13 protein-coding genes and 1 tRNA gene are annotated in these 11,579 nt (G+C 35.2%); 9 read left to right on the top strand and 5 right to left on the bottom strand.

All coding sequences use genetic code 11. The annotated features are described in order from the left end of the window. Nucleotides 1-61: 61 nt before the first annotated feature. Nucleotides 62-736: an SCO family protein gene (locus J4E06_RS07165; RefSeq protein ID WP_349523630.1), complete on the bottom strand. Its 675-nt coding sequence runs from the start codon at nucleotides 734-736 to the stop codon at nucleotides 62-64. Between the two features lie 151 nt (nucleotides 737-887). Between J4E06_RS07165 and rseP the strand changes: the two genes are divergently transcribed. The 4 genes from rseP (at nucleotide 888) to J4E06_RS07145 (ending at nucleotide 5,107) form a co-directional block, all read left to right on the top strand. Then, nucleotides 888-2,237: an RIP metalloprotease RseP gene (rseP, locus tag J4E06_RS07160; RefSeq protein WP_349523355.1), complete on the top strand. Its 1,350-nt coding sequence runs from the start codon at nucleotides 888-890 to the stop codon at nucleotides 2,235-2,237. 69 nt (nucleotides 2,238-2,306) lie between these two features. Beyond that, a tRNA-Asn gene (locus tag J4E06_RS07155) sits at nucleotides 2,307-2,380 on the top strand. 205 nt (nucleotides 2,381-2,585) lie between these two features. After that, the gene (locus tag J4E06_RS07150; protein ID WP_349523354.1) at nucleotides 2,586-3,782 is read left to right on the top strand and encodes a site-specific integrase; all 1,197 of its coding nucleotides are present in this window, start codon (nucleotides 2,586-2,588) and stop codon (nucleotides 3,780-3,782) included. A gap of 176 nt (nucleotides 3,783-3,958) precedes the next feature. Then, the gene (locus J4E06_RS07145; protein ID WP_349523353.1) at nucleotides 3,959-5,107 is read left to right on the top strand and encodes a hypothetical protein; all 1,149 of its coding nucleotides are present in this window, start codon (nucleotides 3,959-3,961) and stop codon (nucleotides 5,105-5,107) included. Between the two features lie 72 nt (nucleotides 5,108-5,179). On the opposite strand, the gene J4E06_RS07140 is transcribed toward J4E06_RS07145, so the two are convergent. After that, a complete protein-coding gene (locus J4E06_RS07140) occupies nucleotides 5,180-5,626 on the bottom strand; it encodes an HNH endonuclease (RefSeq protein WP_349523352.1) in 447 nt (148 codons plus the stop codon). A 313-nt stretch (nucleotides 5,627-5,939) separates the two neighbouring features. Here J4E06_RS07140 and J4E06_RS07135 point away from each other — a divergent pair, with 313 nt between their 5' ends. After that, nucleotides 5,940-6,818 (top strand): DnaB-like helicase C-terminal domain-containing protein, encoded by an 879-nt coding sequence (locus tag J4E06_RS07135; RefSeq protein ID WP_349523351.1) that lies wholly within the window; start codon nucleotides 5,940-5,942, stop codon nucleotides 6,816-6,818. Nucleotides 6,819-6,824: 6 nt separating this feature from the next. Here the strand turns inward: J4E06_RS07135 and J4E06_RS07130 are convergent, their stop codons facing one another. The 3 genes from J4E06_RS07130 to J4E06_RS18410 all read right to left on the bottom strand — a co-directional run bounded on the left by J4E06_RS07130 (nucleotide 6,825) and on the right by J4E06_RS18410 (nucleotide 8,908). Next, entirely contained in the window at nucleotides 6,825-7,562 is a 738-nt protein-coding gene (locus tag J4E06_RS07130; protein ID WP_349523350.1) for a hypothetical protein, read from the bottom strand. Next, entirely contained in the window at nucleotides 7,555-8,355 is an 801-nt protein-coding gene (locus J4E06_RS07125) for a helix-turn-helix transcriptional regulator (protein WP_349523349.1), read from the bottom strand. Before J4E06_RS07125 ends, J4E06_RS07130 begins: the two co-directional genes overlap by 8 nt. 331 nt (nucleotides 8,356-8,686) lie before the next feature. After that, on the bottom strand, nucleotides 8,687-8,908 hold the full coding sequence (locus J4E06_RS18410) for a helix-turn-helix domain-containing protein (RefSeq protein ID WP_502877340.1): 222 nt from the start codon (nucleotides 8,906-8,908) through the stop codon (nucleotides 8,687-8,689). Nucleotides 8,909-8,980: 72 nt separating this feature from the next. Between J4E06_RS18410 and J4E06_RS07120 the strand changes: the two genes are divergently transcribed. From J4E06_RS07120 to J4E06_RS07105, 4 genes are all read left to right on the top strand, one after another. Next, complete coding sequence (locus tag J4E06_RS07120) at nucleotides 8,981-9,562, top strand: hypothetical protein (RefSeq protein ID WP_349523348.1); 582 nt, start codon at nucleotides 8,981-8,983, stop codon at nucleotides 9,560-9,562. Further along, nucleotides 9,540-10,076, top strand: a complete 537-nt coding sequence (locus J4E06_RS07115; protein ID WP_349523347.1) for a hypothetical protein — start codon at nucleotides 9,540-9,542, stop codon at nucleotides 10,074-10,076. The genes J4E06_RS07120 and J4E06_RS07115 overlap by 23 nt, the downstream gene beginning before the upstream one ends. 495 nt (nucleotides 10,077-10,571) lie before the next feature. Then, complete coding sequence (locus J4E06_RS07110) at nucleotides 10,572-10,916, top strand: hypothetical protein (protein WP_349523346.1); 345 nt, start codon at nucleotides 10,572-10,574, stop codon at nucleotides 10,914-10,916. A gap of 100 nt (nucleotides 10,917-11,016) precedes the next feature. Next, nucleotides 11,017-11,457 (top strand): AAA family ATPase, encoded by a 441-nt coding sequence (locus tag J4E06_RS07105; protein ID WP_349523345.1) that lies wholly within the window; start codon nucleotides 11,017-11,019, stop codon nucleotides 11,455-11,457. The last annotated feature ends 122 nt before the right edge of the window (nucleotides 11,458-11,579 follow it).

Raw genomic sequence — 11,579 nt, 5'->3', positions numbered from 1 at the left:
GAGCAAAAATAAGTAAAAAAGTGAAATTACGAGGTGTATTCATAGAGAAAGGTGCTAGGATTTACTCTTTGTAACTGGCTTCAAGTATTTTAATGTCTTCCAAAAGCTTGTCGATATCTTTACAATCGGTACCATCATAAAAGCCACGAATGCGTTTTTCCTTGTCCACCAAAATAAAGTTTTCGGTATGGATCATATCAAACGGCCCTCCATCACCATCATTTTTAACAGCTAAATAGGATTTTCTGGCCAGCTCGTAAATTTGTTTTTTATCGCCGGTAACCAAATTCCATTTACTGTCGATTACCCCTTTTTCAAGTGCATATCTTTTTAGTTGTGCAACGGTATCGATTTGTGGGGTTACCGAGTGGGAGAGCAGCATAATATTGGGGTCGTCCTGAATGGCTTCCTGAACTTCACCCATATTCTTTGTCATTATCGGGCAAATGGTAAGGCATGTGGTAAAAAAGAAATCGGCCACATATATTTTACCCTTATAGTTTTCTTGTGTAATGGTGTCCCCGTTTTGGTTCACCAAGGCAAAATCGGCCACTTTGTGGTACTTCTTTGTGTAGTGCAAGGTGCTGTCAACCAAAGATTTATCGACCATGGAAGGCTGATATACGGGAAGCATTTTCTTGGGTTGCAAGGCGTTATAGAAAAGATAAACGATAACTGCCGAGAGTGCCAACATTACAATTCCGAACAACTTATACTTAGCAAAGAATGATCCCATAGCTACAAAATTACGGCCCAAACGGCTATTCATCAAGGAGAAAGCCATGTTTTGTTGCTAAATCTTTCTTAAATAATAAATAGGATTAAAACCGAGTTTTTTTATCAATACCTAAAAGGTTACTTTTGTTCGTTTTAAGAAAATAAGACGGATGACCCCTATAGTTATAAAGACCATACAATTCTTTTTGAGCTTATCGCTTCTCATCGTGCTTCACGAGTTGGGGCATTTTATCCCTGCAAAGCTTTTTAAGACCAGGGTGGAGAAGTTTTATCTCTTTTTTGATGTGAAGTTTTCCCTCTTTAAAAAGAAAATAGGGGAAACCGTTTACGGAATTGGTTGGCTGCCCTTGGGCGGATATGTGAAGATTTCCGGGATGATCGACGAGAGCATGGACAAGGAGCAGATGCAGCAAGAGCCAAAACCTTGGGAGTTCCGAAGTAAACCAGCTTGGCAGAGATTGATCATTATGCTCGGAGGGGTTACGGTAAACTTTATTTTGGCCGTTGTTATTTTTATTGGATTGGTGTTCACCTATGGTGAGCAGTACATAGCGAATGATAGCCTAAAGGATGGAATCTGGGTTATGGAGAAGAGCTTGGGTGATGAATTGGGAATCCAGACAGGAGATAAGATTTTATCTATTGACGGTAAAAAAGTAGAGGCTTTACAACAGGTGCTTCCGGAAATGGTATATGGTGAAACCTATACCATTGAAAGAGATGGGCAGGTTATCGAAAAAGGAATTCCGGTTGACTTTATAGAAACTTTGTCCGAGGATAAGGAAAAGGCGCGTTTTATTTACTATAGGGTTCCATTTGTAATCAGTGCTGTTCCAAAAAAATCGCCAAACGTGGACAGCGGGCTCCAAAAAGGCGATGCTGTGGTTGAGATGGCCGGTAGGCCAGTGGAATACAAAGATCAGGTGATTCCAATATTGGAGGCCAACAAAGGAGGGATGGTTCCCGTAAAGGTAAAACGGAATGGTGAATTGGTCGATTTAACCTTAAAAGTGTCTGAAGAGGCTGCATTGGGAGTTGCTTTGGGGATGACCCCGGAAGAATATAAAGAAGCAGGTTACCTTGAGCAAAAGACTTTAAAATACTCTTTTTTAGAATCTATCCCTGCTGGTTGGAACAAGGGAGTAAAGACCCTTTCTGATTACATTAAGGGGATGAAGAAAATATTTAACCCAGATACTGGGGCCTATAAAGAAGTAGGTGGTTTTGCGGCAATTGGAGGCATGTTCCCCGATACTTGGAACTGGCCTGCATTTTGGGCCACAACGGCATTTATATCCATTATTTTGGCCTTTATGAACATTTTGCCCATTCCCGCATTGGACGGTGGACACGTTATGTTCTTGTTGTATGAAATGGTTACGGGCCGTAAGCCAAGCGATAGATTTTTGGAGTATGCCCAAATGGTCGGCTTCTTTCTGTTGATTGCTTTGTTGCTGTTTGCCAATGGAAATGATTTATATAAATGGCTTTTTAAATAGAAAAGCAAATTTTTTGTTTGTGGTGTAAAAAAGATTCTTTTATATTTGCACCCGCTTAAGGTAAAATATTCCTCCTTAGCTCAGTTGGTTAGAGCATCTGACTGTTAATCAGAGGGTCCTTGGTTCGAGTCCAAGAGGGGGAGCAGATATAGAAATCCAATACTTTTGATAGTGTTGGATTTTCTTGTTTTACAAGGGTTTTCAAGGATTTGAAAAATTTTAGAATCCCCAATCAATCTTTATAACCTTAGAAAAAAGGTATACAAAAAGGTTGCATCAGTAATTAAAAAAGGTTGCAACCTTAAAATTCCGAATTGTGTGCCAATTGTTTAATCAAAATCAATTGGTATGAATCAAAAGAAATTATCTATTCGCTTTATCATAAATAAGGCAAGAGAGAACAAACAGGGGAAATGTCCTTTGTATTGTAGAATGACCTATGGACAAACTCGAAAACAGTTTGCGACGGGTCACTTTACTAGTTATAAAGAATGGGATTCTCAGAAGCAACTCTCCACTAAAAAACTACTTAATTCTCAAATCGAGGTGATTATTTCCAATATTCGCGCAGCCTATTTGAAGCTTCAGTTGGAGAAGGAGTATTTCAATGTTGAAGACATCTATAATCTTTATATTGGTAAGGATGAGGAACGTAAATCCATCCCTGGTACTTTACAATATTTTTCAGACTATTTAGACCATATCAAAAGGCTAATAGGGTTGGATATTACTCAAAGCACTTTCAATAAATTCCAATATATATATAATCAAGCTGAGGAGTTTGTTCAATGGAAGTATTCCACAAAAGACATTGCTCTCGATAGGCTTAACATGAAGTTTTTAGCTGATTTTGAGCATTATCTTAAAACAGAAAGGGGTCAGGTTCAGATAACCGTTAATAAAGCAATACAACGATTCAGAAAACCAGTAAGGCGTGCAGTACAAGAGGGAATACTCAGTGTAGACCCTTTCTATTCCTATAAACCTAAAAGGGTTAAAAATGGAATAGTATTTCTTACTAGTGATGAATTGAGCAAATTAGAAAAATTCAAGTTCACTCAGTCAAGATTGAAATACATAAGAGACTTGTTTATATTTTCTTGTTATACAGGGTTGCCCTATCAAGAAGTAATGTCATTGCAAAAAATGGATATTCAGACTTCTTTTGATAAAAAGCTCTGGATTTCAATTTATAGAAAAAAAACTTCCAGAAATTTATCGGTTCCCTTATTACCCAAAGCATTAAACATAATTGAAAAATATAAGTCAGAAGAATCAAATGTATTTCCACGAATCAGCAATCAAAAGGTAAATTCATATCTAAAAGAAATAGCTGATATAGTTGGTATAAATAAGCGAATTACCCATCATACTGCCAGAAAAACATTTGCATCCACTGTGCTACTTTATAACGATGTTCCAATGGAAATTGTTAGTGAATTGTTGGGGCACTCTAGTATCAAAATTACTCAGGAATACTATGGTAAAATTGTTCAAAAGAGGATTAGTGAGGAGATGAGGAGAATTTCAAAATATTTACCATGAAAGCAAATTTTAATGGACGAATATCTTTTTGTGGTTAGTGGAAATATTTATATCTAATTTTCAATTTAATTTATCCTACCCTTTCAATAGTAATTTGCTTTATTCTATTTATGAGCGTGTTTTTATTCTGCTAAAATTGTTAGTACATTTAAGCTTATCCGCCTAAATTATGAATAATGACAGGAAGAAAAGTCCTCATACTATTTATTTTGTTTTTTTCATTTTCGCCCATGTGCCATTCTCAATACAACACATTTAGTATTGAAAGACCATTTTCTCTTGGTGATTTTGAGCCATTAAAATTGGTGCAGATTGATTTAACCGAAGAATCCACTTTACTACATTTTACCTTCACAAGCCCTTCTCCGTTACAAAACTGCTTTTATGTTAGCAAGGATATTAAGTTGATTGATTTTGCGACTAAGAAGCCTTATCGACTTATCAATAGTTACAATATGCCCCTGGAAAATGGCAATGAATTTGGGTGTTTGATGAAATTTGGAGACAGGTTGAATTTTACTTTGGAATTTGAAAAGGTCAAAAAAGGTTTCAATTACTTTCATTTGGTTGAAAAGGAAGGAGATAAAAATGCATTTAACATATATGGAGTGCTTATTGATAAGAACAAGACTATGGACTCCTATATGGATCTGGATGACTTCCTGAATCAAACACCATTATTAAAGAAAAGATACTTTTACAATGATGGAGATATAGTTCAGTTCGCTTCAGATTCAGGTGGATTAGTAATAGCCGCTCAAATAGAAGTGGATAAGACCTATGGAAAATATTTCCAAGTTGATTTGTCCATTAAGAATCTTACCGGTCAAAGTATAGAGATAAAACCAGCGGATATTTATGTAGATTATATAGATGAATATGGAGAACTTGCACGCCAAACAAAACCACTTAGTCATGAAGAGTATATGAAAAAAGTGAAACGACGTCAAAACTGGAATTCTTTCGCATTAGGTTTAAGCGCAGGGGTTTCAGCAGCTTCAGCAGGCTATTCAAGCTCAACTTCTTATGAAAGCACCTATAATTACACAACGTATCCCTCAAGCAATTTTAGCACTACATACACAACTAGTTACAATGGTACAGCTGCCTATATAGCTCAACAAAATGCAGCAAACGAGCTTAACAACTTACAAGCTGAACAATATGAAATTAAGAATACTCTAAATGACGGATATTTAAAGAGACATACACTTTTTAACGAAACAGAATATTTAGGATTTATAAATATCCCATATTCCAGAAAAATAAAAGGGTTAAATGTAGTTGTTCCATTGAACGGTAAGAAATATACATTTGTTTTTTAAAGTAATAGACTGTGTAGAAGTTAAAAGAAAGATTCCTGAAGTGATAGTTCCTGCACGGAATGTCCCAAATATTTAAACATCTACATCTTTCTTTGAAAAAATTTTATTTATTAAACTTTTCTCGGGGAAACCATTTTGCTTATTTGCATTGCATCTTTTACAGGCTAAAACAAAGTTTTCAAAATCATTGGAACCAAAGGATTGAGTTTTTACTTTTTTACCTGGTTCAGCTTTTAGTTTTCTTAGTTTTTTATTCAATTTATTGGATGACAAAGGAATAAAATGATCTACTACCGTTCCTTTGTTTGAACAATCAGGATGATTATTTAATTGACACAAATCACCGTGTTGTTTATGTAACATTTTAAAGACTTTGTTTCTTATTTTATTGAACTCATTCCTTTTGTCTTTTGAAGGGCGAAAGTCAAAAAGATGAATATTCCGTTCAACTCCACCATAGTCTTCAAATAGATCATCGAAGAACTGTTCATCCTCTGGATATTCAAATGATTTTGTCATATGGATTAAAAATACTTATTTCATTAAGGCATTCAAATTACATTGTTGATATAACCAAAAGATTGCATCCATAGCTCGACTGCAATACCTTTGCACCTATAATCTTTCAAAACAGTAAGGCTCCATTAGAAATAGTCAGTGAGCTATTGGATTCAGATAACTGAACAGCACTATGGGAAAATAGTACAAAAAAGACTGAGTGATTAAACTACGGATTAAGAAACAAATAAACCATCAATACTTCATAAAAATTTAATAGAGACGTCAAGTCTTGTCTTTTCCAAATATTATGTTTATCGGATAAAATAATCATATGGATTTAGAGGAAAAGCTAGGAAGTATTTATAATTTAAGAACATGGGGCTTTATCGAATCTGGCATACCTGCCCTAGATGATAATAGCACATTTGAGCAGGGAAAAACAACATTGTTTGCTGCACGCCCAGGAATGTTTGCCAAACGTTTGATAGGTCAGTTAATTTTAAGGGTGTGTATACAATACAAAAATCCCTTAGCCCATTTTAGCTTTGAAAGATCAGTCAAGGAAACCATTGACCATTTTCTTTGGTGCTTGACCTTGGACACTAGGTTTCTATCATCAGATTCATTCTCTGAAGAACTTGGAAATTCAGAGGCAATTGATAATGCCTTTAAATTGATTAAACAATCTCCATATTGGATAGAGACCCGAAAGGAATACGCCTGTCTTGAAAGTTTGATAGACCTCCTTAGAAAAAGGGTGAAAAATCATAATATAAGATTGGTTGTAATAGACTATCTAGAGCTTTGTAGTTCAATTGAGCTTTCAAAAAACAAGTCAATCTCCAATGAGGAAAAGAGGGGTTCTGAGCTAAAAAAGCTAAAAGCAGTCGCTCGTGAATTAGACGTTCACATTATTATAACAAGTGTATTAAGCAATTATGTTGATTTAAGGCCGTATCACGAAAAGCGACCAGAGATTGATGATATCAATATTGAAAAGCCATTTCATTGTGTTGATAGTATTGTGCTTTTCTATCGCCCCGAGTTTTATGGCATCAAACAATGGGATATTTATGGTAATAAAAAAGAAAGACTGTCTACTCGTAATTGCATAGAAATATCTCTGCATCAAAAGGAATCTTTCTCTGGAAAATGTTTATTGGAATTTAATAACCCATGTACCGAGTTTAGAGATATTACACCTTTTTAAAGTACTCTATGCAATCAATTCTAGAAGTGCATTAATATGTAGTTCTTCCTTTTTCCCCATAGGATGCTCGGTGACAATTATATTCAAATTATCCACAAAGTACTGTTTAGTTTCATATTTGGACCACGGAATAACCCTATCTGGCTCGGGTAGGTTGTTTTGTTTATCCAAGCCCATGAGGTTTTTTAGGAAAAATCCCTCCCAACCACCTGTAAACATTATGATGGTCTTAGGTTTGAAAATTTCCAGTTCCTTTCGGAATATACTTATGCAATCCTCCCTTTGTAAATCCCGCAATTTGGGATTTGGATTCATTCCAGTGTTATTCGGTGATACTTTGAAAAGATTGCTCCAAACAACATGCGAAAACCAATTTTCATTTCTTTTCTGGAGATGAGCTTGTGTCGTTTTTTTGATAACTCTCCAAAAAGCTGAACGTTTGGTATTGTATTTATTTTTGTCATTTTCTCGCTCATATACCCAACGCATTTGGTCCCCTCGATTGAAAATTCTATCGTTTCCCTCACCAAAAAGTATATCGGCATCCAGAGAATTGTTTATCCAACCATTTACAGATCGTCCGACAAACATAATACGTTGCTTGGGCTCTAAATCAAAATAGTGTTCGCCCCATTGTGCGCAGAAAGCACAGCTATCATTGGCAAAATCTGATTCTTTGACTTTTTGGAGCATTGGTACATACAATTGTTTCAGTTCTGCTTGGTGATTTTTCAAATCAATCATAATCTTTTGTAAGGTTCTTTGCCAGTTTAACGGTTTGTTTTAATATAGCTTTTTTTAGTGAAGGAGGTTCGACAGATATTAAACTGCCTCCATAGGAAACCAGCTTCATGATAAAATTATGCTTGGGAACAAGCAAAAAACCAAAAGACGTTGATTCTTTGGTCTTACTAATAATGGTTTGACTATAGTGTAACGGTGCTGCTTCCAAGAAGTTGGCCTGAAATTTCGATAGTGTAATTATTATTTCCACTGGTTCCTCATTAAGACTTGGCTCAACACCATAGGTATGTTTAAAATAGTCTTGAATATCATTTTTATCTTCAGGGTAAGTTTCTTTGAGCAATTCAACGTTTTTTATTCGGTCCAAGCTGAAAATCCTAAAAGAATTTTTTTCTATATCGTGCCCAAAAACATACCAGCGTTGGTCATGCTCCTTGATACCATAAGGGAATAGTTTCCTTTTCTGAGGTTTTTTGATATAATCTTTATTGTGAACAAATGAGAGACACTTTTTTTTCTGAACTGCCTCCAAAACAATAGAAAGATATTTTGAGGATGCCTGATTGTTTTCTTGTGGAATAATATAATCAGGAAGACTGGCCGAGGCGCTCAATGCCATTAACACATCAAGGTGGCCCAATATGTATTGTGTGGGCTTTCTAGCATCCGATTGATCGACAATGCTATACTTTAAAGTTGATTTGTCATACTCAATAAATATTTGATATATCGATCCAATATTCTTTATATCCCTTTGAAACGTTCTTAATGAGAGCCTAAGGTCCTTGTCCAACAATATTGATTGGGAATCTAAATAATCAGCTATTTCATCAAAAGTTCTGGGTCTTGTTCGTAGACATTGTACTATTTTTTGTTGCCGTATGGTAATTTCTTCAAACCTCACGTGTTCTCTTGAATTAGGTAAATTTTTCTCGTAGTAGAGGAACTCATTTAATGAATTGCTCCATTTCTCAAAGATAGAATCCATAATGTAAAAGTATAGATGTGCCGCGACAAAAGTTGTCGTCACACAGGAAGGTTAACAAAATTCTTTAGACTGTCCGTTAAGAAAGAGGATTAAGCTACTTTAAAACAAAAAAAAATAACATACACTTCAAAAAGTGTCAATCAAAAAGCTCATTAGGTTTAATCTGGAGGCATTTCACAATGGATTGAACAGTTATTATAGTTGTATTGATGACGCCCCGTTCAATTCTGCTTATTTGGGATATTTCAACATCAAGCTCATTGGCCAGTTGTTCCTGAGTATACCCCTTACGCAAACGCAATTTTCTCAGGTTTTGACCAAATTTAATAAGAAATTCTTTTTCACTTGATTTATCCACTTTCTAAAAATCGTGGACTCAGTAATTCTTTTTATAGGCATATATGCCTATTTTTATCTAAATCGATTCATCATGGGTACACTTGGTTATTTCGTTCTTTTCCTCCTGTTATTTTTGGTGGGAAAGTTTATTTACGATTCTTATTTGACTAAAAACACGGAAATTAAATGGAAGGAGTATTCAAATTCAAAATCTTCTCACGAGAAAACAGCTAAGGCAATAGCGTTACAGGTGTATCATAAAGCCGTAAATGAATTCGATAGAAATGAATTTGAAAATGCTTTGAGCACGATTGAATACCTTTTAAAATTCAAACAAAGAAAAAATGTCGAGTTACCTTTTTTAGGTGAGCTTTATGCACTTAAAGGACTGTCAAATCATGGCCTAGGAAAAACTAAAGAAGCTATTAGCGATTTCAATCTGAGTATAAAAATCGACCCAAAAACAATAAACGCCTTCCTTTATTTATTGATGGTAGAGTTAGAGACCAATAATATGGATGGTGCGCAACAGGTAATGGAACGAATAAAATTGGGCTACTATTCAAACTATTTCAATGCAATGGACGATACAATTTATATGTTCTATCAAAAAATTAAAGAAGAGTACTATTCAAAACTAGAAATAGAAAATGGGAGGAACCTTAATTTTTAATGGTATGGAAGGTAATATTGGCGATTTATTTCTGGCGCTTCTAATTTTTGGCGTTAGTTTTATAGTAGTTGCAACATTAATTGATGTTTTAGGTTCAAAATTTAAGGCACAAGCGAAACGGAAATTGGCAATCAGTTTGATAAAGCAATATGCTAGCAAAATGACTATAAACACAACCGTCGAAACCGCCAAGCAATATGTTTCCTTGTACTTTCCACCATTACGAATCGAACAACTATTAAACCATGCTCGAGAAATAGAAAAATTGATTGATATTACAGGGGCTAACTATATCGTTGCCCACTTTGATGATGAGAGCAGAGGCATCTATGCTGTTTCAGTGGACTTTCGTTCCCAGTTTAAGATGCCTGCTGATGCCGAACCAACTGGAAATACTATTTCTGGTTTTATGGAATATGTGAAGTTATTTCGTGTTGGTGGAGAAAAGCGAGATGAAGATGGAGGTATTATAATGTGGGATGGGATTAAGGAAGGTTATTTCTACAAAAAATAAAAGTCTTTGAATTACGAAAACAACAGGCAGTTAATTAAAAAATCCATTGAAACATTAAACCATTGTTATTTGGATGGTTTGGATGTCGAAGTGTCCTATTCTTATGATTATAGGCATGAATTGCAAGAGAAACTTAGGATTAGGTTTAAGGAACTTAAAGCCATTGGGGTTAATCAATTACATTCTAAACCATTTCACTGTAAGTGCTATCCAAAAGGCGAAGGTTTCATTTTTTATGATTCTCATACTCGTGAAGAAATATTAAGAATTTTTATTTGGAGGAAAACAGAAAGCTTCCTTCACATAGGAGAATGTTACAATCGACCACTTCGAGATAATTTTATGGAGCTATTTGATTAACAACCTAGCTCTTTCGAAAATTTTTTTCAAAATTTTTCTGAAACTGCTTTTTGTTGCTAACCCACAATCACCCCCGCCCTTTTTTTCATTTGGGGAAGGTCCCCTACCTAAAGTATAAACCAAAAAAAGAAAGAAATGGTTAAAGTAATTGATTTTGAATCCCGTCAAAATGATTTGGGAGAGCAATTTAATGTACTCATAGTACAAGGAGGTGTAATGCCTGTAGTAAGCAAGGAAACAGGTAAATTTTATTTGACTTCCAAGAAAGCATCGGTGCCCTGTACCTTAGATGCGCAAACATGCGATGAACTTATTGGCTCTACCTTGGAGGGTTCGGTAGTTAAGGTTGAAACGGAACCCTATTCCTATACCATTGAGGAAACAGGAGAAACCATCCAACTTGACTATCGCTATGAGTATGCGAATGAGGCGGTATTGGTTGAAAAAGAGCATCTTGTTAATACCAGTGATGTGATGTGAAAATTCTAAACAATCAAAAATAAAGGAGGGTCAATTAATGGCTCTCCTTTTTTATTAGATGTCATATGAAAATTTATTAGAAACCATAACAATTTTAGATATGAAGTTGAAGAAAGCAACAAAAAATGGAATTAAACTAAGAATTGGACTCAGTGGTGCCTCTGGTTTTGGAAAAACCTATAGTGCTCTTTTAATGGCTTTTGGAATTACCTCTGATTGGTCAAAAATAGCAGTTATAGATACTGAAAATGAAAGCTCAAATATATATGCTCACTTAGGGCGGTTCAATGTATTTTCCCTCAAAGGACAATATGGTCCTCAGGATTATATTAATGCAATTAAGATATGTGAAAATGCATCTATGGAAGTGATAATCATAGACACTATTACTCCAGAATGGAAAGGTGCTGGAGGATGCCTTGATATACATAGAAAATCTGGTGGAAGGTTTCAAGATTGGTCTAAGGTTACACCGATACATGATTCTTTTATAAGGGCTGTTCAGGATTCATCCTGCCATATAATCACAACTGTAATGTAAGCTCCCCTTAAAACCGAACTGTTTAAAAGTAGAATAATAATCTTAATTTTAAACAGCATTATGAGGAAGAGCAAATTTTCACCAACACAGATCGCAAAGATTTTAAAGGAGTTCGACAACGG

It is taken from the genome of Allomuricauda sp. NFXS6 (assembly GCF_040148835.1).
Lineage (GTDB): Bacteria > Bacteroidota > Bacteroidia > Flavobacteriales > Flavobacteriaceae > Flagellimonas.
Note: the sequence above shows the minus strand (reverse complement) of the source record. Positions and strands in the feature narration are given on the sequence as shown.

Bases quoted from the DNA above. Each gene is read 5' to 3' on its own strand.
- J4E06_RS07105 (WP_349523345.1), top strand. From the start codon at position 11,017: ATGAAGTTGAAGAAAGCAACAAAAAATGGAATTAAACTAAGAATTGGA.
- J4E06_RS07165 (WP_349523630.1), bottom strand. From the start codon at position 736: ATGGGATCATTCTTTGCTAAGTATAAGTTGTTCGGAATTGTAATGTTG.
- rseP (WP_349523355.1), top strand. From the start codon at position 888: ATGACCCCTATAGTTATAAAGACCATACAATTCTTTTTGAGCTTATCG.
- J4E06_RS07120 (WP_349523348.1), top strand. From the start codon at position 8,981: ATGGGTACACTTGGTTATTTCGTTCTTTTCCTCCTGTTATTTTTGGTG.
- J4E06_RS07130 (WP_349523350.1), bottom strand. From the start codon at position 7,562: ATGATTGATTTGAAAAATCACCAAGCAGAACTGAAACAATTGTATGTA.
- J4E06_RS07140 (WP_349523352.1), bottom strand. From the start codon at position 5,626: ATGACAAAATCATTTGAATATCCAGAGGATGAACAGTTCTTCGATGAT.
- J4E06_RS07150 (WP_349523354.1), top strand. From the start codon at position 2,586: ATGAATCAAAAGAAATTATCTATTCGCTTTATCATAAATAAGGCAAGA.
- J4E06_RS07110 (WP_349523346.1), top strand. From the start codon at position 10,572: ATGGTTAAAGTAATTGATTTTGAATCCCGTCAAAATGATTTGGGAGAG.
- J4E06_RS07115 (WP_349523347.1), top strand. From the start codon at position 9,540: ATGGGAGGAACCTTAATTTTTAATGGTATGGAAGGTAATATTGGCGAT.
- J4E06_RS07145 (WP_349523353.1), top strand. From the start codon at position 3,959: ATGACAGGAAGAAAAGTCCTCATACTATTTATTTTGTTTTTTTCATTT.
- J4E06_RS07135 (WP_349523351.1), top strand. From the start codon at position 5,940: ATGGATTTAGAGGAAAAGCTAGGAAGTATTTATAATTTAAGAACATGG.